We start from the raw sequence: 22,373 nt of genomic DNA on the forward strand, positions 1-22,373 counted from the left end.
AGGAACTGAACTGAATTTTTTGTTGGGTAGAAAGCATCCTGATATCCGTTAAAGCCTACTTTAAGATACGAAAAAAGGAGCAGAAAACTGTTGTTTTCCACTCCTTTTTTTTGCCCAATCTAAAAGAGGACTTTTTCAGTGCCCTACAGATTTGGAGGCTGTTTTTTATGCGATATTATTTTCGTCTTCTTAGAAATTGTAAGAATATCCTACAGTGAATGTTCTTCCTGGAGCTCTAAATAAAAACTCCTTATCAGCAGATCCATAGGACTCATAGATACTTTTCTTCTCAGCTCCTAAGATATTTTCTGCACTTACTCTTAGGACGTTTCTTTGAGCTTGACCTAGTTTTTTCGACAAATTGAAATTCAGACTGTGAAACGGTTGAACATATACATCGGAGTTCTTTCCAAAACCAACCACTTCTAATGTCTTTCCTTGAACATTGTAAAAGATTCCAGTTTCCAAACCTAATGTGGTGCTGTTGTAGTTCAATCCAGCATTGATCAAATATGGAGACTGTCCTTGCAATACGCGGCTATCTTCGATGGTTTCACCTTCTCTAGCAAATTGTTGCCTTGATTGGTATTCACCGCCTTCAACCTTGCTCATATCAATTTTAGATTTGATGATAGATACGTTCGCATTTAAGCTTAGGCCTGTAAGGTCTTCAGAAATAAATCCAAAGTTTTTTCTAGCTTCAAATTCCAAACCATATACTTCTGCACTAGGAGCATTTCTTGGTGTAAAGTTTTCTGGAGACTCGAATGAATAAGCCACTAATTCAATAGGATCTTTGAACTTTTTGTAGAATGCACTTACGGCAAACATCTGTGCGGCATTCCCAAACATCTCATATCTTAAATCCAAATTGTTGATATAAGTAGGAACTAAATTGATGTTACCTAAAAACATAACTCCTGTTAATAAATCTGGGATCTGTACAACAGAAAGTTCTTTGAATGAAGGACGAGCGGTTGTTCTAGAGTAAGAAACCCTTAGGTTTTGGTTCTCTTGAACCCCATAAATCAAGTTAACAGATGGAAATAAATCAAGTTTATCAATGGTCTTTTTATTATCATAAACTTCAGAAGCCATGCTGTTTGTACCATTAAACAAGGTCAAATATTTTTCACCTCTTAATCCTACAATGGCTCTTAATTTTTCCATTGGTTTGAATTCAGATGACAGATAAGCCGCTAACGTATGTTGCGTAGCATCAAACTGGTTTTGTGGTTGTGACCTTCCACTAAAATAGTATCCTGAATTAGATTCCACGGTCCAAATATTCTCTGGTGTTAAGATTTGGTTTGGATCTCCATTCAAATCCCTGGTGTTAACATTCAGATTCATGATCTGGTAGGTAGGGATACTATAATCTCTTTTCTTAAAGCTATATAATCCACCAAATTTCAATTGGGCAGCATTATCGAACAGTTGATGTTTTTTGATAAAATCAACTTTGTTGACAAGATTTACTTCTTTTAGGTTTCTCCAAATTCTATTAGGCAATCCAGCATCCGTATTAATGGACATGGAACCATCTGAATTTTTCACAAAAGTAGTCGAACGAATATCTTTGTCATTCACATGTGAGATGGTTGGAGAAACTTTCCATTCCGTTAAAAAGCTAGCATCTTCATTACTATGCTTTCCACTCAACAACAAATTCGTAACGTTTCTTTGGGTATATTCCAAATTCTGCTTTTGTGTATTGATCACATTAGAAATTCTAGTTTCTTGGTCAAAAACCGCGGCACTTGATTGTCCATTGGTAATGCTCAAAAGGTTAAGGGAATATTTAGATTTTTCCGTTTTATAAGTTAATCCCAATAATCCAGATAATAAAACATTATTAGAACCTAAATTACCGAATTGCGTTCTATCAGGTAAGATCTCGAACTCTGTACGTTCTTGAGGTTTTTGATAGATTCCATTCCTAAAATTTTGATAGAATTCCGTAGAGTTACGATAATCGATAGAAGCAATTAAACCCAACTTGTTTTCACCTACCTGGTATTGGTTTCCAAAATAGTAACCTAATGAAAAATTAGGTAAGCTAGTACTTGTTTTTGGGGCCATTAAAGGATTAAAGGTTTTTGTAATAGCTTCAATACCACTATTATCTGCTGAAGTTGGTCTTGGAAGATCTTCTTTTGGGTTTACATGTAGTTTTCTATTACCATCATCAAAACCTAGAAAATCAGTTTTACCACCTTTGTAATTTAAGTAATTATCATTAAAACTCATATCAGGGTTGACTCCTAGCGAGAAGCTAACTCCCATTTGTTTTTGTGATGGAAAATCTTTTGTTACAATATCTACTACCCCACCTGTAAAATCAGCAGGTAGCTCAGCAGAAGCTGATTTATAAACGATAACATTTTCCAAAATATTAGTAGGGAAGATATCCATTTGAACTGTGTTCTTATCTGGATCCAATCCTGGAATATCTACACCATTTAGAATGGATTTTGAATATCGATCTCCTAACCCCCTAACAAAGACGTATTTGCCATCTTGAACAGATACTCCTGGAACAGCCTTAACTGCCGCAGCAATATCTGAAGAACCACTTCTTTTGATAGATTGTGAAGAAAGACCGTCCATTAAGACTCCAGCGTTTTTCTGCATATTTAATACCGATGCTTCCGTATTTTTACGAGCAGACACAGTTACTACAACCTCACTGATCGCATTGGATTCACCGGATAAGGTTACATCCACTTGCACGACTTGACCTTGTTTTACAACAACATCTTTAATTTCTTTTGGGGCATACCCAAGATATTTTACCGTTAAGGTATGATTTCCAGCTGGTAATTCTAACGTATAATCACCTTCGAAATCAGAATTGGTGGATGATAGGTTTGGTACCGAAATCGTAGCGTTTGCTAAAGGGGCATTACCAGCATCATCTCTAATTGTTCCGCTTACTTTTCCAGATTGGGCATGTGCTGCTGCCGCAATGAAAATAAAGAATGATATTAAAAAAGTAAGTTTAGTAACTTTAAACATTTGAATGATTAAAAAAAGGATTTTAAAAAAATCCGCTTTCAGAAGAGAAAGCGGATATGTAATTTTTTATTAGGGTATTAGAATGCGTTTTTTGATTTGGCGTAAGTCCAACCAAATACGGAAACATTAGCTCCAGTTTTAGCGTCTGCAACTGCAGTGATGGCTTTAGCGTTAGAAACAAATTTAGCTTCTTCACCATTTGCACCATCGATAAATTTATCAAGTGTTAACCCTTGAGGTAAAACTGCTTCCCAGTTCGAGAAAGTAATTCTTCCAGCTTTCAATTCAGCTTGAGAATCTGCTCCATTTACTTTTACTGTAGAACCAGTACCAATATTATAAACAAGGATGTTTTTAAGGTTAGCAATTAACCCGTCTCTTAAATCAGCGATCTTGCTAGTATTATTGTTATTATTGATAGTGATATTTTCCATGGTAAAGCCTTTTTCTGTAGCTTTAGAACCTTCAGGGCCATCTAACTCTAACGCTGAATCGCTATCTTTACCTTTAATTACTAAGGCATTTTTGATAGTACCTGAGTATGATTGGTCAACATCTAAACCGTCATCACCAGCTGCCCAAGTCAACAAGTTAGTTGCGTTTACAGATCCACCGAACCACTCGATACCATCATCTTGGTTACCAACAATCTCGATATTTTCGATTACAGTTCCTGAACCTACTCCTCCAAGAGTTAAACCATTGATTTCGTTATCTTGTCCGATAGTGATACCACCGTGACGGATAGAGATATATTTTAATGAACCAGAGTTATCAGCTGCATTTGTACCACCATATTGGCCATAAGATTCGTTTGCAGGGATACCTTCGATTTGTTTAGTTTTCACATCACCCGCTACAGAAATAGGCGCATTACCTAAAACAATTACACCACCCCAAAGGCCAGTGTTCGCTTCTGTAAGGTTAGTTCCAGCTTTTTGACCAACTTTGATGTTATCATCAATCGACGTAAAGATGATTGGCTTGTCAGCAGTACCATTTGCAATTAACTTTGCGCCTTGGTCAACTACTAATGCAGATGCGTTAGCTTCAGTACCTTGAGCACCTTTAATAATTGTTCCTGGCTCAATTGTTAATGTAGTTCCTTCTGCTACAACTACTTTTCCTTTTAAGATATAGATATTCCCAGCAGTCCAAGTCTCATTTGCTGTAAGCAATCCACTTTTTTCTACATCTTTCCCAGGTTCAGGTTTTGGAGTTGGATCATCACTTGTTGAACAGCTTAATGTTACTCCTAATGAAACAATTGCTAGAGCAAAAAATAATTTCTTTTTCATTTATCTCAAATTTATGTTTTTTGTTGGGGCAAATATTGAGACAAAGTGTTACAACATAGTTAAGGATATATTATCTTATTATTAACAAGAGATTTGTTTACGGTAATAAGGTCGTTAAAGCTAAAAAATTGTTAAAAACACATTACATCGATTAACCTTTATATAGCTTTTGTAACAAGAAGCAGCAAATTGCCAACAATAATATTAATTCGCTTAAAAAGAGTAGAATTGTTAAATTGCAACAAAGTTTATTTTATGAGCGAAATCGTCCTACAAACTGCTGATCTTTCCTTTTCCTATCCAAAAGGAGCAAATCTTGCCTTTGAAGATCTGCAGATTTCCAATCAGCAACATACTTTAATCCTTGGCGAATCCGGTTCCGGTAAATCAACTCTTTTGAATCTTATCGGAGGATTTTCTTATCCAAGCACCGGTTCTGTAACAATTAAAGGTCAAAACCTCTATCAACTTTCCGAAAGTAGTTTGGATAGATTCCGGGCCAAGCATCTCGGATTTATTTTTCAGGAAGCTCATCTGCTGAAAAATCTTACCGTGATGGAGAACATCAAGCTTGCCCAATCGCTAGCAGGAGAAAAAGTAGATGAACATGCGATCATGTTGTTATTGGATAAACTTCAATTAGGATCATTTTCAACCAGGCTTCCAAATGAATTAAGTCGTGGACAGGTGCAAAGAGTGGCGATTGCACGGGCACTGATCAATAAACCGGCTATCCTTTTGGCCGATGAACCCACCGCATCCTTGGACGATAAAAACACCTATTTAGTGATCGAGCTCTTGAAAGCTTTGGCCTCCGAACAAGGAAGTACTTTATTGATATCCACGCATGACAAAAGATTAAAAGACGAATTCCAACATAATTATTTATTAGCAGCCCAATAAGATGAACACATTACAATTAGTCTGGAAAAACATTTCCCAACAATGGGGCTCCACCTTGTTAAGTATCATCCTAACAGCTTTTGGAGTTGCTATTCTTTGCAGTATATATATTACCAGCGATACGTTCGAAAAGCAATTGGACAATAACAGTAAACAGGTCGACCTGGTTGTAGGCGCAAAAGGAAGCCCATTGCAATTGATCCTATCTGCACTTTATCATATTGACAATCCAACTGGCAATATTCTTTTATCCGAAGCAGAAAAACTAAAGGATAACCCGATGATTGATATGGCGGTGCCCATCTCCCTTGGAGATAATTTCAAGGGCCACCGCATTGTAGGTACAGACACCAGTTTTATGACCATGTATGAGCTTTCCATCGCAGAAGGAAAAATCTGGAGTAAAAGCTATGAGGTGGTCATCGGAAGTGAAACTGCCAGAAAGAACAAACTTAAAATCGGCGATCAAATTCATGGCGCACATGGATTGGCGGAAAATGCACATATTCATGATGAGCATCCCTTTACGATCGTAGGGATCTTAAAACCTTCAGGTTCTATAGTAGATAATTTATTATTATCCAACCTGGAAAGTGTATGGGATGTACACGGTATTAAACATGATGATCATGACCATGACCACGAACATCATGACCATGAAGGGCATAATCATGATGCAGACAATCATGAGGGACACGATCATGCGGATCATGACCATGCACATACGGAAGAAGATCATGACCATGACCACGCAGCACATAGCCATGAGGATCACGACCATGCAGCAGATAGTCATGAAGGACATGACCACGCAGACCATGACCACGACCACGCATCTGAAGCAACTCAATCCGCTCCAGCAGACGATAGCATCGTTTCTGAAAGACCTAGGCCTAATGTCTTCGTAAAAAGCATCGCAGATGATGTAGTGAAAGATTCAGGATTAGAGATCACTGCGCTATTGGTCAAATACCGCACGCCAGCCGCAATCGGCGTGATCCCTAAAATGATCAACCAATCCACCAGTATGCAGGCAGCATCTCCTGCATTGGAAACTGCCAGATTGTTCTCCCTATTAGGTGTAGGAATAGATTCTTTGGAAATCTTAGCCTATGTCATCATGATCATCGCCGGTCTTAGCGTCTTTATCAGTTTGTACAATGCGTTGAAAGACCGTAAATACGACCTAGCCATCATGCGTGCCATGGGAGCAAGTAAAATTAAACTATTCACCTTATTGATTGTCGAAGGCTTAGTGATTACGGCGATTGGAGGCATTCTAGGCTTGATCTTAGGTCATCTTGGACTATATTTCATCAGTACGCAGACCAGTCAAAGTGCTGATTTTATCCAGGCTTTCCAGATTTATAGCAAAGAATGGTTAATTTTGTTGACAGCCTGTCTGATTGGTGTAGTTGCATCGATCATTCCAGCTATCAAGGCGTATGGCACCACCATATCAAGTATTTTAGGAAGTAAATAACATGAAAAAAATCATATTGAGTTTCTTGTTGCTGATCATAACAGTAACATTCGCAAAAGCACAGATCGGAAATTTTGGTGGGGAACAGATCCCTGACCACACCCCGATGATGAACAAAACCTGGGAAGCAATCGATAAAATGATGTATAAGGTATCCACCCAAGGAAATAAAAAGGTGTATACCCCAACCTACCCACCGGTATTGAAGAAACTAGAAAACACCATTGTCGATCTTCCGGGCTATATCGTTCCCTTGGTTTCAGGTAGAAACCACAGCACCTTCATGCTTTCGGTCTTACCGATCACCCAATGCCAATTCTGTGGAACTAATGGTATTCCACCAATGGTGGAGATCTTCATGAAAAAAGGAACAGTGAAGTTCACGGATGAACCGATCAAAATAAAAGGAAAAATGGTCTTCAATCCGGAACCATTAAAAGGAAATGCAGAAATCCAGATCGTGGATGCTGTGTTAGTCAACTAGAAAAGACAAGAAAATGAACCTACGGTTGAGGAATTAACCCCGGTTAAGCAGCGCGATTTCCGTACAAGCATATAAGGCAGCCGTTTCTGTGCGTAATCTGGCTTCTCCAAGAGAAACCGGAACAAAACCTACAGAAAAGGCTGTTTCTATTTCAGATGGCGAGAAATCGCCCTCAGGACCAATCAAAATCAAGTAATCTTTTCCAGCAGGAAATTCCTGATTCAGGTATTTCTTTGCCTCATCCTCCTCACAGTGTGCTATAGCCTTAAAAAGGCCCTCTACAGCCCCCATCTTCCTTACAAACACATCAAAGGCTACAGGCTCGTTTATCAAAGGCAAATAAGCCTTTTGCGACTGCTTCATGGCGGATACCAATACTTTGTTCAAGCGATCTATCTTCACATCCTTCCGCTCGGAATGCTCCGAGATCAACGGCGTGATTTCCTGGATGCCGATCTCTCCGGCCTTCTCCAAGAACCATTCGATACGATCGATGTTCTTCGTTGGTCCTACAGCAATATGCAGATGATAAGCAGGTTTCTGGAAATCTCCTGTATAAGAAAGAATGGTTAATAACGTTCGTTTTGGATGTGCGTCTAAAATTTCGGCAAGGAACAAACCGCCCCTACCATCTACCAATTGCACCTGATCTCCAACCTGCATACGAAGCACCCGAACAGCATGCTTACTTTCTTCCTCAGAAAGCTGATACTGCTTTTGATCAGTTTGTATATCTGCGGTGTAAAATAAATGCACGGGTATTCAATTAATCTTCTTCGTCGTCGTTGGCCGTCTCGATCAGATCCAACTTCACAAATTCAATATTCTGTTGGGTCTTTTTGATGATGGTAAATCGGTAACCCAATTCTTCCGTACTATCGCCCACATCAGGGATCTTTTCGAACAGATGGCTCACCAATCCCGCAACCGTGTCATAATCCGAGCTTTCGGGAAGCTCCAATGGCAAATAGCCATTCGCATCATGAACACTGGAACCGGCATCCACCATGAATTCCGTTTCAGAGATCTGCTCCACTACTGGAGTCTCCTCATCGTACTCATCCTGGATCTCACCTACCAACTCTTCCACAATATCCTCCAAGGTCACCATACCGGCTGTACCACCAAATTCATCCAATACAAAAGCGATCTGGATACGCTTCAACTGGAACTCGGTCATCAAATCATTGATCTTCTTGGTCTCCGGGATGAAATAAGGTTTCCGCATGATGTTGCGCAGCACCACTTCCTTGCCTTTCACGACCAAGGGCAGGATGTCCTTGGTGTGGACAACCCCAATGATCTGATCAATATTATCGTCATAGATCGGAATACGGGAATAGCCCTCTTCCGTCACGGTATTGATAAAGTCCTCTGCCGTATCATGCTGTTCAACAGCGATGATCTTCGTGCGGGGAACCATAATGTTCTTCACGATACGTTCGTTGAAATCAAATACATTCTTAATCAACTCATGCTCAGAAAAATTCAACGCACCACTTTCCTTACCTTTCTCCAATAAGTATTGTAACTCTTCGGAGGAATGGCTTGATTCATGGCCACTGACCTGTATACCGATCAGGCGTAACAGGAAGTTGGCAAAACCATTCAGACACCAAATAATCGGGCGGAAGATATAATAGAAGAATTGCAAAGGAAGGGCAATCTTCATCGTGGTGGCCACAGGTTTCTGGATCGCGATCGACTTAGGAGCCAATTCACCAAAAACAATATGTAAAAAGGTAATGATACTAAATGCCAATACGTGGCCAAGGTTAGTCGCTAATTTACCGGATAATTCCACATTAAAGAACCCAAAGATCTGGTTAACGATCTGGGTCATCACTGCTTCACCGACCCAACCCAGGGCTAGGGAAGCCAAGGTAATACCCAATTGCGTAGCAGCCAGGTAACCATCAAGATGTTCGGTGATATTCTTGGCGATCTGAGCCACTTTAGAGCCCGATTTAGCCTGTAACTCGATCTGGGAGGCACGAACCTTTACAATAGCGAATTCGGCGGCAACGAAGAATCCGTTAGCCAGCACAAGAAAAATAGTCCAAAATATATCAATTGCCATGATGAGGTTTTATTTGACCAAATTCTTTCTTATATAATTCTAAACTCTCTAAGATAATAGTTTGTGCGGAGTCTCGCCCACTTATTTTTTCGATTTTTACGGTTTTTCCTTCCAAGGTTTTATAGTTCTGAAAGAAATGAACAATTTCCTTCATGGTTTGTTCTGGTAAATCTTTGATATCCTTGTAATGGTTTATAGCGGCATCATGTTTGGCGACAGCAATTATCTTGTCGTCCTGATCACCAGAATCGGTCATTCGCATCACGCCGATTACTTGTGCATCCACCAAACTGGCTGGCTGTAATCCTTCGGAGCAGATCACCAAAATATCCAATGGATCCTTATCGCCACAGTAAGATTGCGGGATAAATCCATAATTGGTGGGGTATACCATGCTTGTCTTCAATATTCGATCAAGCTTTAACATCCCCGATTCTTTATCAATCTCATATTTCGTTTTGCTCCCCTGTTTGATCTCGATCACAGCGGTTACAGAACGAGGAACATCCTTGCCAGGAGAAACCCTGTGCCAAGGATGTTGCTGAATATCTGTAATCCCAACACTATTTGACAATACTAGGCATATAGACCAAAGTAGGTTAAGATTCATAAAAATATTATTTGTTTCTAATCTCGGTATTGTAAAGTTCTACGCTCTCCATGATTACTTTTTGAGCATATGAACGTCCGTAAAGATTTTCAATCGATACGTTTTTACCTTCCAAAGCTTTGTAATCCTGGAAGAAACGAACAATCTCCTTCATGGTATGCGGAGGAAGTTCAGAAAGATCGTTGATGTGGTTTACCGACATATCGTGTTTCGCAACAGCGATGATTTTATCGTCTTGTTCACCATTATCGATCATGTGCATAACACCAACCACTTTCGCTTCGATCAAGCTCATTGGATAAACATCTACCGAACATAACACCAAGATATCCAATGGATCCTTGTCATCACAATACGTTTGAGGAATGAATCCATAGTTTGCTGGATACATCACGGATGAAAATAGAACGCGGTCCAATTTGATCAAACCACTGTCCTTATCGATTTCGTATTTCGCTTTTGAACCTTTTGGGATTTCAATAATGGCATTAACGGAATTTGGTAAGTCCTCACCAGGAGACACTTGATGCCAAGGATGTTGTGTACTCATTTAATTTTCTACTGTTTGTTTATTTCGTCTTTCGTTTTTCGATTCTTCAACCATTTCTTCAATAGGGCGATCGCAATCGGTAAAAATGCAATAGCAATCAATCCTACGATGATATATTCCACATAATTAATGATGGAAGGGAATTCTATTCCTAAATAATAACCTGTCAATGTCAATAAGGATACCCATAAAAGCGCCCCTAATACATTATAGATTACGAATTTTTTGAAGTTAAGTTGCACTACTCCAGCAAATATCGGGGCAAATGTACGAATAATAGGTACAAAACGACCTATGATTAATGCAGTTCCACCATATTTCTGGAAAAACTCCTCGGCCATGATCACATATTTGCGCTTGAACAAGAAGCTATCCTTTCGTTTAAAGAGCATAGGGCCCGTTCGATGACCGAACCAATAGCCCGTGAAATTACCGAGTATCCCCGCCCCCAGGATACCAAAATATAGGGTTACGATGTCAACATCAATTTTATTCAGGGCACAGAATAGGCCCGCTAGGAACAGGAGGTAATCACCAGGTAGGAAGAATCCAAAAAAGAGTCCAGTCTCAGCAAATACAATAAGGCAAACGATGTAAAATCCACCGTGGCTTAATAAATATTCAGCATCTAGTAATTGTTGAAAAGACAACAAGTATTCTTGCATATGTTTTTAGTTAAGCAGGATTTGTGATGGAAGAGATTGATTCACGAATCTTCTCAGCGATATCCGACATCAATTGATCTTCCAGTTTCAACTTGGGTTTTTCAAAGTTCATGTCATGAACATTATTCAAAGGAATCAGATGGATGTGCGCATGTGCCACTTCCAATCCTACTACCGCTACCCCTACTTTCTTACATGGAAAGGCATTCTTGATTCCTTGAGCAACGATTTTAGCAAAAACCCACATGCCCATATATTCTTCATCATCGATATCGAATATATAATCTGTTTCCTTTTTCGGTATCACTAGCACATGACCTTCGGCCAATGGATTAACATCTAAAAAGGCTAGGTAATCATTACTTTCGGCAACCTTATGCGCTGGGATCTCACCAGCTATAATTTTTGAAAATATTGTAGACATAAACTACTCGTTTTTCGTGAGTAACAAAGATAAGAATTTTCTGTACATCTCGACGGCCTTTTTGACCGCTAAAAAAAATGCCCCCAAGATTTGGAGGCATTCTCATAAATTACATACGGTTATGGCAAACCGCACATAACCTGAATAAATTTATCGGGAAATCTCTAAGACTTCCAATTCCATTTGACCAGCAGGCACATCCACCTTCGCGACGTCACCTACCTGCAGGCCTAAAAGACCCTGTGCAATTGGCGACTTCACCGAAATACGCCCTGCCTTCAGGTCAGCTTCCGTTTCGGAAACCAACTGATAGGACATCACTGCCCCGGTCTTCTTGTTTTTAATCTTTACGAAAGAAAGTGCGAGCACCTTCGACGTGTCCAGATTGGACTCATCGATGATTCGTGCAGAGGCCAAAACCTCTTCCAATTTCGCGATCTTCGCCTCGTGAAGCCCTTGAGCTTCTTTTGCAGCATCATACTCTGCATTTTCCGACAAATCTCCCTTATCACGAGCTTCTGCAATTGCCTTCGCAATATTTGCTCTTCCTTCTGTTTTTAAGTATTGAAGTTCTTCCTTTAATTTGGTCAAACCTTCTTCGGTGTAATACGTTACTTCTGCCATAATATTAACCCTTTACGCGATCTTTAATGAATAATTTTAATTAACAAAAAAAAGACAAGACCACACTATCCAAATAAGGACAACATGGTCTTGCTCTTCTGACGAAGATATATAAAATATTTTAATAAAACAAATTTTTAGGCGGTTTCCTCGCCCTCGTCGTTGATAAATTTATATCCTAATCCACGCACCGTCTGTAGGTAGAATGGTTTGTCCGGATTGGTCTCGATTTTCTTACGCAACCGCACCACGTGCATATCTAAGGTCCTGGTATTCACATTGGAACTATAGCCCCATACCACTTCCATTAACTCTTCCCTCGTGATATCACGGCCCTTATTCTGCAGGAAATGAAGTAGGATACGGTTCTCTAAGATGGTCAACTCAATCTTCTTGCCATCCCTGATCAGGGAATGCACATTCGGATGGTGCTCGGTATTGCCAAAGTGGTATACTTCATTCTGCGATTTCGGCACGAAAAAGCGCACCTTATTCTCGATCATGGCAACCAACACGTCCATGTTGAACGGTTTCGTGATGTAGTCGGTAACTCCGAAGCTGTAGGCATCAATCTTATCAATGTCCTGTGATTTTGCCGTCATCATGATGATGATGTTCTCAAACCCTGCCTTCCTAACCGATTCACACACATCAATACCTTCTTTCCCGGGCAGCATCCAATCCAACAGAACGATGTCTGGACGCTCATCCAAGATGATCTTCTCGGCTTCTATACCATTATTTGATTGAATAACCTGAAAATTCTCTGTCTGGAGGCGATGACTTACCAAGAAGCGTAAGTTATCATCATCTTCAACAACTGCAATTTTTATATCTTTATTCATAGTTTGCTTCGAATTATTTTGGAAAAACCAGGGTAAATGTCGTTCCTTCACCTTTTACACTGCTTACCTTGATCTCTCCACCCATAAATTCAGTAATCTCTTTACAAAATGCCAAGCCTAATCCAACACTGCCACCCTGATTAAATTGATTCTTTACTCTGTAAAACTTTTTAAATATATTCTTTAATTCTTGTTTTTCAATCCCGATTCCTTTGTCGGCAAACACGATCACAAAATTACTTTTGATTTGCTCAACACTAATATCAATAAATTTTCTCGAAACTTCGGAATATTTATAAGCATTATCGATTAAATTCTGAAACACGGAATTCAATAAAACTGGATCGGTATACATTTGATTCACCACCTGAATTCGATAACTCAGGTTTAAATCGGGATACTTCAAACGTGTTGCATCAAATATTTCCTCGCAAAAACTGTTCAAATCCACGTATTCTCCCTTAAATTTTAAGGATTTATTTTCTATCTGCGTGAAAGACAGCAGTTTATTCATCAAATTATTTAACTTATCCGCTTCCTGATCCAAGATCCTTCCATACATATTCCTTTCCTGATCGGATATTTTCTCCGCACTTTTGATATTATTACCTGCAATCTTGATCACGCTCACCGGGGTCTTGAACTCATGCGTCAGGTTATTGATGAAGTCGTACTGCAGCTGAAACAGCCTGCTGTTGATTGATATATTACGGTAAATCAAGTAAATTATTAACAATAAAATAAAATAAACTAAAGATATCCCTAACACTACAGGGAAAAATCGGCGGTTTATCTCGCCCCGGAGATGTTGTTCGGAGGAATCAAACTGCAGTTTATAGTCCGATAAGGCGTTTGGCAAGGGCATATCGGTAGTAAGGTAAGAGGGCTCTTCGGTCAGGTTTGGATTGGCGATCGGCAGAATCCTTACCTTCTCATACAAGCGCTCTTGGGTATTGACGATTTTTATCTTTTGCGGATTTACCTTGTACACAAAGAAATCCTGGTCATAAGCTTGGGAAATATTGCTGGTATCCTCCATCAAACCCTTATAGGCACGGAGGGCATTTACCCGAGGGATGTTCAAAAAGGTGATCTTCCCGGGCATCGTGTTATAAAAGATCCGATAGATATCATTTTCGGAAAGGGAAGTGGAATCATCCAAAACCTCCAAAAAATTCACCATTTTGATGGCCATATTGTTGAAATCATCCGAAGATGGCCTATTTGTGCTTTCGGTCAGACTGTTCTTGATCAATTTGTTCTCTTCATTCAGGTGGAAGGAAAAGATAGATCGAGGATAGATCAATAGGTTCTGAAACCTCACACCACGTACCCCTTCATTTAAATTACTGAACAACACATCATAGAAGACCACTTCCTCCAAGAAAGGGGTTTTTCTTAAGATTTTTTCAGCATAGGTGATGGCATGTACAGAGTCCAGATAACCTTGGTAGTTGGAGACTTCCGGAATATCGTTATTGAAGAAATTATTATAGGCTTTTAGGCTGCTATCAAAGACATCGGCCTTTCTATTAAAGAATTCAGATTCCACGAAATTCGTCATGGTCCGTCGCGCCACAAAGACCGAAACGATGTATAGGATCGTCAGAAAGGAGAAAAAGGTTATCAATAAACCTAAGTTCTTACGATATTTACTGGTCCTATTGATCATGTTAAGTTAATTAACGCAAATTCTCAGCCAAAAAACGCTCTATTTCCTGGTAGTATTCCACTACGTTCTCCTCGTTTCTAAAGCGTTTCCCTTCATCCTTCTTGAAAACATAGCGTACAGGCACATTGTTGGCTTTCAACTTGCCCACAAATTGGTTGGCATCGGTTACCGAGCTGTATTTATCTTTTCCGCCTTGGAAAAACAGGACCGGCATTCTTACTTTATCCGCATGGAAAACAGGTGAGATCGCCTGGAAGAGTTCGGATTCCTTTTCTGGATTTCCGATGATCCGATAATACAACTGCACATAATGCTGTAAATGGGCTGGGATTTCCCTAAAATAGGTAAATAGATTACTGTATCCAGAGGATGAAATCGCACATTTATACAATCCTGGATTGAAGGCTGCAGCGTAGAGCGCCGAATAACCCCCAAAACCGGAACCCATTATGGCAATACGGTTCTTATCGGCAATCCCCTGATGGATCAACCAGGTTACCCCTTCGGAGATATCCGATTGGATCTTACCACCCCATTCCTTAAAACCAGCGGTCCAGAATTCCTTTCCATACCCCATAGAACCTCTATAATTGATTTGGAAGACCGCATATCCCCTATTGGTCAAAAATTGCACCTCCTGGTCAAAGCCCCAATCGCTGCGTCGGTTCGGCCCATCATGGACCAATACAACAACAGGTACATCTTTCGTTTTATTCCCTGGATAGGTAATGTAGGCATGGATGGTCTTATTATCACGGGTCTGATAAACCAGTTCCTCCATTTTATTGAAGTCTTTATCCTTCAATTTCGGATTATCCTCTGTCAATAATTTGTAGGTTTTGGTCAAGCGGTTATAATAGTAGATCTCCCCTGGATGGACGTCGCTGTAAACACGTACAATGAAACCTTCCAGTTTCTGATCTGCATCCACAAAACCAATTTCCGAATCATCGAATTTCTTTTTCAGGTCTTTATATACATCTTCGTACACGGGATTGAAGAAGCGTTTTTCATATTTATTGGTAAAAGAAGAGGTGAAAGCCATTTCTTGAACCTGATGGGAATATCCTTCGGAGGATAGATCTCCCTTTTCTTCCATGAACAGTAATTTATCCTCTTTTCCTTGACTTGCATCAAATTCGACCAAAGCAAGTTTATCTCTGTTCTGATTGGATAGGGCATATACGGTTTCCATAGCGCCTTTTTTGAATCCCAATGGAATGAAAATTGTTTCAAAATTGTTCTGCATGACCTCCTTAAAAGCTGCGCTTTCGGAAGCACGGTATAGCACGGATTCCTGTACACTGTCACTGGTCATTGCCAATCTCACCACCCCATCCGGCGAGCCGATCCAGGAAACAATATTGCCCGGATTTTTGTAGACCAATTCCTCTTTACGACCATCAAAATAGATTTTATAGAGATCGAAAAGAGAAGAATCCCGTTTATTCATCGCTACAGTAACAGCACCATTATTCACTTTGATGGGATTGATCCATCTTAACCTTGACTTTTGGGGCGATAATAATGGGGACCGTTTTTCGGTCTTCACATCGATATAGAACAATCGGAGGCTATCTGCCGCTGATTGGGTATTGGAAAAGACAATCTGTTTGTTATCCAGCCAAAAGAAGCTCTGCACATTCAGGTCGGCCTGATAGGTCAGTTGCTTGGATGAATCGGGGTTTTGTAGATCCAGGATAAAAATATTCTTACAATGGTCATGTACATCCAGATAGCCAATTTTGCTGCCATCGGGTGATAATTTGAAAGATCCCTTATCGGGTTTTACAAAGAAATCTTCCACGGGGATAATCGGTTGATTTCTGTCCGATTGCTTGCAAGAAATAAACATCCCAAGCAAGATTATTACAAAAATCAAAGCATTCCCTTTCATATACTATTTTATCCCTTTCTCAAATATTAAAAAAAAATACGGAAAAGTTACTTTTGCAACCTTAATTTTACAGCAGATATCAAAATCATATTTTATGTTTCTATATAACATTTCCATCATTATGGAGGACAGCGTTCATCATGATCTGCTGGTTTGGATCAGGACTCAATTGAAGGCGCATGAAGGCAAGAACATCAAATTTTTGAAGATGTTGAATTCGCCGCATGAAGGCCAGACGTATTGTATGCAGGTGACGTTGAATAGCGAAAAAGAGATTGTGGAGTTTCAAGAGGAGGTTTTGCAGGAAATTCAAGCTGTTATTGGAACGCAGTTTCCGGATAAGGCGTTTATTTTTGATAGTACGATGCAGTATATTAATCATGAGTAGGTAGCTTTCCCCGTCATTGCGAGGACTCTTCCCGTCATTGCGAGGAGGTACGACGAAGCAATCTTTAAATTAATCGAAAGATTGCTTCGTTCCTCGCAATGACGTAGGCCTCGCAATGACGCAACACCTCCCAATGCCCTGGCTCTCCCTAACAAATTTACTTCTCTAACCCTTCCGTCATCTTAAACCCAGATTTCTCCGAAGGTGTTCTGTATTTCTTGTACCAAAGAATTCCCATACCAGCGCCAAAAAGAAATGGCATCGCCAATAGGAACAATATCCCCGCATTCAATCCCTTCCCTTGCGTATTGCCATCCTTTGTACTGTTCTCTGCATTTAATGAACACATCGCACATTGCGCGGAACTAACCGTAGGCACAGAAACAAAAGACAAACAAAGCAGCAAAGCAATTAGACTCAACTTCAGGGCTCTTAAATATTTCATGGTATAAAGTTACGTATAAATCTTAACTAATATCAAACATCCACAGCAGACCAACGATCAGATCTTAGCAGACCAACGATCAGATATCCTCCTTCAATAAAACATTGAATTTCTCCCAGAAACCATCCTTCGGCAATGGAGCCTTCACGATCATTTCCTCCTCCTTCACCGGATGCTTGAACGCCAAAGACCTCGAATGCAAACAAATAGTCCTTAACTGGCTTCCGCGAGGATACCCATACTTATTATCCCCCACGATCGGACAGCCCATAAAAGAAAGCTGGCTCCGGATCTGATGTGTTCTTCCAGTCAACGGATTGATCTTCAACAGATAAAACCCATCCAGAGCTCCCACTACCTCATAATCCAACTCCGCATAACTCCCATTTTTCACTTCCCGATCAAAGGCTTTGGTCACCATCTTCTTCCTGTCCCGCAACAACCAGTTTTTCAAAGTTCCTTTCATCGCCTTAGGCTTTTCGCGAACAACAGCTAAATAAGTTTTCCTGACCTTACGATCATGGAACAGCCTATTCATCCGATCCAAACCCTTGCTGGTCTTGGCAAATAAAATCATCCCACTTACCGGACGATCCAAGCGATGGATCACCCCAACAAATGCATCATTGGGCTTATTATATTTTTTCGCCAGGAAAACCTTCAGCATATCCTCCATCGAAGGATCACCTGAATTATCTACCTGAACAATATCACCACCAAGTTTATTAATGGCAATAAGATGGTTATCCTCAAAAAGGATATCATTTTCTGTAATCATCTAAGCTTAATTTTTTAAGCTATCTACGCCTGCTTCAGCTTCTTCTTTCGCCTTTTTCTTGAAGAATCCACGCAATAGGAAGTTACTCTGAAGAGCTTCCATATTTTCATCCAACTTCGCCGAACCCATGTTCAGGTTCCGTAGGATCTGCTTGATCTCATTGGCAGCCTCTGGATCATTGGTCAACACACCGATCGCGTTGTCTTTATCATTCAATCGAGCGGTTGTTTCATTCAGGTTGGCCATCAAAGCAGATGCCGTTTGAGTTACTCCCTGCAATTGTGCTGCAGATTGTCTCAAACTCGCAAAAACCTCTTTATCGGTGGTTAAATCATGAATCAATCCTTCGTTGTTGTTCAATTTCTGAGATAAGGTCAATAAATTATTTACCGCTGCATTAGCTGTAGTCATGGTTCCATTCAAGGAAACAACGGTTTTCTTCAGGTTATTGGCAATCTCATCATCCGTCATCAGCGCACCTACTGTTCCTTTTCCATCCAAAATCTGTTTCGATAACATGGCAAAGTTCTTGGTGATTTCCAATAGGTTTTCATTGTTAACCTGTAGGGTTGCCAACATAGCATCCATACCACCAGAAACTCCGGATTTGATGACATCATTGTCCTCAATCTGTGGGAAAGCTTCGGAACCACCCACCAAACTGATGATCGCATTACCGATCAAACCATCTGAACTTAAGGTCGCAATAACATCCTTACGGATAAATTGACTCGATTTTTCCTCTACATTCAGAACCACCTTCACATTCTCTACACTCTCAAAACTGATCTCCTTGATAATCCCAACCTTTACACCGGAAAACCAAACATTGTTTCCAACTTTCAATCCTTTAACATCCTTGAAATAGGTCGTAACTGTTAAATTCTTACTGAATTTATTCTGTTGAGTACCCAATACCAAGATACCAGCCACTAAAATGATTAATCCAATAAAGGTGAACAAACCAACGATTATGGATCGTTTTCTATCTGTTGTTGCCATAAACTCTGTTATACAATAAAATTATAATCATAGAAAGGTTTCACCCTTTCATCTTCTGTATCAAATATTTCCGAAAATTTACCTACGCGTTCAAAACGTCCGTCCAATAACATGGCCACTCGGTCACCGACCATTTTTGCACAGGCCAAGTCATGGGTAATGATAATGGATGATGTTTTATACCGTTCCTGAACCTCATTGATCAGGGAATTGATATCCAAACAGGTAATCGGGTCAAGTCCCGCTGTTGGTTCATCATACATCATAATATCGGGTCTTAAAATCAAGGTCCGCGCAATACCGATCCTTTTTCGTTGTCCACCGGACAGTTCGGATGGCATTTGGTTGATCGTGCGCAATAGCCCAACGCCATCTAACACATCTTCCACTTCTTTGTTGATCTCTGCCCTGGTTAGGTTTCTTTTGTTTCTCACCAAAGGAAACTCTAGGTTCTCCCTAACCGTCATACTATCATACAAGGCACTATTCTGAAAGGAGAATCCAATCCGCAATCGAAGTTCCCTTAATTCTTTTTCTTTTAGATGATTGACCACCTCGCCCAAAACATGGATATCTCCAGCATCTGGTTTCAACAATCCGGAGATCAATTTGATCAATACGGATTTACCGGTACCAGAACGCCCAAGAACAACCAGGTTCTCGCGGTTGTACAATTTCAGGTCGACATCACGCAGTACATGCAGGTCTCCAAATGATTTGCTCACATGGTCTACATGAATCACGGCATCATTATAATCGATCTCTACGTTCTTTTTCTGTTCCATGTTATCCTATTAAGGCTAGAATCTGTACGATCAGCAATTCTTCAATAAATACAATGAACATGGAGGCAACAACCGCCGCGTTGGCCGCTTTACCCACACCTTCAGTACCTTTTGTAGAATAATAACCTACATATGTACTTACAAATCCAATCGTAAAACCAAATACCACTGCTCTGAACACCATCGCAAATACATCTTTCGCGGTGATGGATTCAAAGACTTGGGTAATAAAACTCAATATACTTAACTGATCCTTGGAGATGATACTTAAATAACCACCTGCTAGACCAATACCTGCCACATAAAAACACAAAACAGGAATCATCAAGGTGGTAGCAAGGATCCTGCTGGCAATCAAAAATTTGAAAGGATTGGTACCAGAAACTTCCATCGCATCGATCTGCTCCGTTACGTTCATGGAACTTAATTCGGCACCGATCTGCGACCCCACCTTACCCGATGCGATCAGGGCGGTTACCAAAGGTGCCAATGCCCTCACGATGGCAATGGAGATCAGGTTCGGAAGCCAGGATGTGGCCCCAAAATCCTCCAAAGAAGGTCGGGATTGTTTTGTAAATACAAAGCCCACAATAAATCCGGTTAAACTAATCAAGGGAAATGACTTCCATCCGATTTCATAACACTGACGGATAATTTCCTTAAACTCAAATGGGGGACTTACCACTTCGCGGAAGAAGCGCATCAAGAATCGATGGATCTTCGCAAATTCAAGGAGTAAGGTCTCTATCTTTTTTGCCATTAATGAATGATTATGTTACTCTTCCTGTTTTCCAGCATTGGTAATATTCGTTGGCAAATGTACAAATTTATTTTTTCCCAAAATTTCTCAAAGCCATTATTCCTTAATACAGCAATTGAGCCAAAAAAGTTTGACAAAAAAATTATACTATTAAACCTTTCCTTCTCGTTTAAGGTCATACTGACAAAATAAGCGAAAACTTAATTTGGTTGGCATATGAAAAATTTAAACACTTCGACAATTTTTGCAGGAATTTTATTCATGCTATTTGCTGTTTTTTCTGCAAAAAATGCAGCCGCCCAAGGTTATTATGAGGATGATTTGGAATTTGATGACTTCTATCATGAATTAAGCCCCTATGGCGACTGGTATAGAGACCCAGAATATGGTGATGTTTGGTATCCTAATGAAGGACGCGATTTTCGTCCTTATGGAACCAATGGCTATTGGACCATGACCGAATATGGTAACACATGGGTTTCTAATTACGACTGGGGATGGGCTCCATTCCACTATGGTCGTTGGATTCACCGTAGCCATCGTGGCTGGGCCTGGATCCCTGGATATGAATGGGGACCGGCTTGGGTAAATTGGCGTAATGGTGGTGGATACTACGGTTGGGCTCCAATGTCGCCTGGTATTTCTGTAACCGTTAATATTGGTTTACCGATTAATCTTTGGTTATTCCTACCTACCGGTCGTATCTATGATAACCATATGTCTCGTTACTGGTCTTACGGAAACCGTAATATCTATAACAGAACTACGATTATCAACAACACCTATATCGTTAATAACAACCATTACTATGGTGGACCATCACGTCGTGATATCGAACGTGGACTTGGTAGACGTGTAGATGTAAGAAATGTGAATTTTAGCCGCGATCGTTCTGTAAGTCGCGTTGGAAGAAACTCGGTAGATATGTACCGTCCGGATAGAAACTCTGCTAGAGCAAACCGTTCAGCAAGAATAGGTAGCCCTTCGAACAATAGAGGTACCATCTCTAGATCAGAAGGTAATAGAAGCTCAAGTTCTCGCTCAGAAAGTAATAGAGGTACCATCTCTCGTTCTGAAGGTAATAGAAGCTCAAGTTCTCGTTCATCTTCAAGAAGTGGAAACTATAATATTACTAAGGATGAAAACGGTCAACGTGTGATGCGTATTGGCAACTCTAACAACGCTAATAGTAGAACCGAGCGTTCTCAAGGAAACACAAGAAGTACAACGACTCGTCCCACTGAACAGTCAAGAAGAAGCGAATCGATGAGCAGAGGTCAACAAAGACAGACTGCTCCGAGACAAGAAACTGCAAGGCAGTCTGCTCCGAGACAATCATCTCCAAGGCAAGCAGCTCCACGTCAGGAAAGTCGTCCGCAGCGTTCTCAACAAATGGAACGTTCAAGCAGACCACAAACGCAGAACCGTGTTTTCCAAACGAGTAATCAATCCCAGTCAAGAGGTTCTCAAAGTAGACCAGCTGTGGAAAGAAGCTCAAGCCGTTCTAGCCAACCTGCCGCAAGATCTAATGGCGGTGGTAATTCTGGACGTTCGGAACGAGGAAATTCAGGAAGAAGATAATACATACATTTAGTCGAAATAAATTTTAAAGAGGTCGTATACACAGCAGTATACGGCCTTTTTTTGTATGGTTGGAGAGAT

Annotated in this window: 22 protein-coding genes; 5 read left to right on the plus strand and 17 right to left on the minus strand. The window is 40.3% G+C overall.

All coding sequences use genetic code 11. The features are described from left to right. Positions 1–189: 189 nt before the first annotated feature. Positions 190–3,018: a TonB-dependent receptor gene (locus tag VJ786_RS06635; protein ID WP_336557463.1), complete on the minus strand. Its 2,829-nt coding sequence runs from the start codon at positions 3,016–3,018 to the stop codon at positions 190–192. A gap of 77 nt (positions 3,019–3,095) precedes the next feature. After that, positions 3,096–4,316, minus strand: a complete 1,221-nt coding sequence (locus VJ786_RS06640) for a beta-helix domain-containing protein (protein ID WP_099366155.1) — start codon at positions 4,314–4,316, stop codon at positions 3,096–3,098. A gap of 255 nt (positions 4,317–4,571) precedes the next feature. Here VJ786_RS06640 and VJ786_RS06645 point away from each other — a divergent pair, with 255 nt between their 5' ends. Genes VJ786_RS06645 through VJ786_RS06655 form a run of 3 tightly spaced genes read left to right on the plus strand, consistent with a single transcriptional unit; the run spans position 4,572 to position 7,186 of the window. Next, positions 4,572–5,219: an ABC transporter ATP-binding protein gene (locus tag VJ786_RS06645; RefSeq protein ID WP_099366156.1), complete on the plus strand. Its 648-nt coding sequence runs from the start codon at positions 4,572–4,574 to the stop codon at positions 5,217–5,219. A 1-nt stretch (position 5,220) separates the two neighbouring features. Further along, positions 5,221–6,702, plus strand: coding sequence for an ABC transporter permease (locus VJ786_RS06650; protein ID WP_099366157.1), 1,482 nt, complete (start codon positions 5,221–5,223; stop codon positions 6,700–6,702). Between the two features lies 1 nt (position 6,703). Then, entirely contained in the window at positions 6,704–7,186 is a 483-nt protein-coding gene (locus VJ786_RS06655) for a hypothetical protein (RefSeq protein ID WP_099366158.1), read from the plus strand. Positions 7,187–7,219: 33 nt separating this feature from the next. Here VJ786_RS06655 and VJ786_RS06660 read toward each other — a convergent pair whose 3' ends face one another. The 10 genes from VJ786_RS06660 to VJ786_RS06705 form a co-directional block, all read right to left on the minus strand. Further along, a complete protein-coding gene (locus VJ786_RS06660; RefSeq protein WP_099366159.1) occupies positions 7,220–7,942 on the minus strand; it encodes a 16S rRNA (uracil(1498)-N(3))-methyltransferase in 723 nt (240 codons plus the stop codon). A gap of 10 nt (positions 7,943–7,952) precedes the next feature. Then, the gene (locus VJ786_RS06665; RefSeq protein WP_099366160.1) at positions 7,953–9,266 is read right to left on the minus strand and encodes a hemolysin family protein; all 1,314 of its coding nucleotides are present in this window, start codon (positions 9,264–9,266) and stop codon (positions 7,953–7,955) included. Continuing rightward, positions 9,256–9,876 carry an inorganic diphosphatase gene (locus VJ786_RS06670; RefSeq protein WP_099366161.1) on the minus strand — a complete coding sequence of 207 codons (621 nt, stop codon included), beginning with the start codon at positions 9,874–9,876 and terminating at the stop codon, positions 9,256–9,258. The genes VJ786_RS06665 and VJ786_RS06670 overlap by 11 nt, the downstream gene beginning before the upstream one ends. A 7-nt stretch (positions 9,877–9,883) precedes the next feature. Then, positions 9,884–10,426 (minus strand): inorganic diphosphatase, encoded by a 543-nt coding sequence (locus tag VJ786_RS06675; RefSeq protein WP_099366162.1) that lies wholly within the window; start codon positions 10,424–10,426, stop codon positions 9,884–9,886. An 8-nt stretch (positions 10,427–10,434) separates the two neighbouring features. Beyond that, the gene (locus tag VJ786_RS06680) at positions 10,435–11,091 is read right to left on the minus strand and encodes a DedA family protein (protein ID WP_099366163.1); all 657 of its coding nucleotides are present in this window, start codon (positions 11,089–11,091) and stop codon (positions 10,435–10,437) included. 10 nt (positions 11,092–11,101) lie between these two features. Further along, the gene (locus tag VJ786_RS06685; protein ID WP_099366164.1) at positions 11,102–11,515 is read right to left on the minus strand and encodes an HIT family protein; all 414 of its coding nucleotides are present in this window, start codon (positions 11,513–11,515) and stop codon (positions 11,102–11,104) included. Between the two features lie 150 nt (positions 11,516–11,665). Then, positions 11,666–12,139: a transcription elongation factor GreA gene (gene greA / locus VJ786_RS06690; protein WP_099366165.1), complete on the minus strand. Its 474-nt coding sequence runs from the start codon at positions 12,137–12,139 to the stop codon at positions 11,666–11,668. 137 nt (positions 12,140–12,276) lie between these two features. Beyond that, the gene (locus VJ786_RS06695; RefSeq protein WP_099366166.1) at positions 12,277–12,984 is read right to left on the minus strand and encodes a response regulator transcription factor; all 708 of its coding nucleotides are present in this window, start codon (positions 12,982–12,984) and stop codon (positions 12,277–12,279) included. Positions 12,985–12,997: 13 nt separating this feature from the next. Next, on the minus strand, positions 12,998–14,656 hold the full coding sequence (locus VJ786_RS06700; protein WP_099366167.1) for a sensor histidine kinase: 1,659 nt from the start codon (positions 14,654–14,656) through the stop codon (positions 12,998–13,000). A 10-nt stretch (positions 14,657–14,666) separates the two neighbouring features. Beyond that, entirely contained in the window at positions 14,667–16,511 is a 1,845-nt protein-coding gene (locus VJ786_RS06705; protein WP_257213714.1) for a S9 family peptidase, read from the minus strand. A gap of 136 nt (positions 16,512–16,647) precedes the next feature. Here VJ786_RS06705 and VJ786_RS06710 point away from each other — a divergent pair, with 136 nt between their 5' ends. Next, entirely contained in the window at positions 16,648–16,941 is a 294-nt protein-coding gene (locus VJ786_RS06710) for a DUF4286 family protein (protein WP_099366169.1), read from the plus strand. Positions 16,942–17,098: 157 nt separating this feature from the next. Here VJ786_RS06710 and VJ786_RS06715 read toward each other — a convergent pair whose 3' ends face one another. From VJ786_RS06715 to VJ786_RS06735, 5 genes are all read right to left on the minus strand, one after another. Beyond that, a complete protein-coding gene (locus VJ786_RS06715; RefSeq protein ID WP_336557464.1) occupies positions 17,099–17,386 on the minus strand; it encodes a hypothetical protein in 288 nt (95 codons plus the stop codon). A gap of 79 nt (positions 17,387–17,465) precedes the next feature. Continuing rightward, on the minus strand, positions 17,466–18,164 hold the full coding sequence (locus VJ786_RS06720; RefSeq protein WP_099366171.1) for an RluA family pseudouridine synthase: 699 nt from the start codon (positions 18,162–18,164) through the stop codon (positions 17,466–17,468). 6 nt (positions 18,165–18,170) lie between these two features. Next, positions 18,171–19,166 carry an MlaD family protein gene (locus VJ786_RS06725; RefSeq protein ID WP_099366172.1) on the minus strand — a complete coding sequence of 332 codons (996 nt, stop codon included), beginning with the start codon at positions 19,164–19,166 and terminating at the stop codon, positions 18,171–18,173. A gap of 8 nt (positions 19,167–19,174) precedes the next feature. Further along, the gene (locus VJ786_RS06730) at positions 19,175–19,951 is read right to left on the minus strand and encodes an ABC transporter ATP-binding protein (RefSeq protein ID WP_099366173.1); all 777 of its coding nucleotides are present in this window, start codon (positions 19,949–19,951) and stop codon (positions 19,175–19,177) included. A 1-nt stretch (position 19,952) separates the two neighbouring features. Beyond that, a complete protein-coding gene (locus VJ786_RS06735; protein WP_099366174.1) occupies positions 19,953–20,711 on the minus strand; it encodes an MlaE family ABC transporter permease in 759 nt (252 codons plus the stop codon). A 216-nt stretch (positions 20,712–20,927) separates the two neighbouring features. Between VJ786_RS06735 and VJ786_RS06740 the strand changes: the two genes are divergently transcribed. Then, on the plus strand, positions 20,928–22,292 hold the full coding sequence (locus tag VJ786_RS06740; RefSeq protein ID WP_336557465.1) for a DUF6600 domain-containing protein: 1,365 nt from the start codon (positions 20,928–20,930) through the stop codon (positions 22,290–22,292). Positions 22,293–22,373 lie beyond the last annotated feature (81 nt).

Source organism: Sphingobacterium tenebrionis (assembly GCF_037126265.1).
In the GTDB taxonomy this organism is placed as follows: Bacteria; Bacteroidota; Bacteroidia; order Sphingobacteriales; family Sphingobacteriaceae; genus Sphingobacterium; species Sphingobacterium tenebrionis.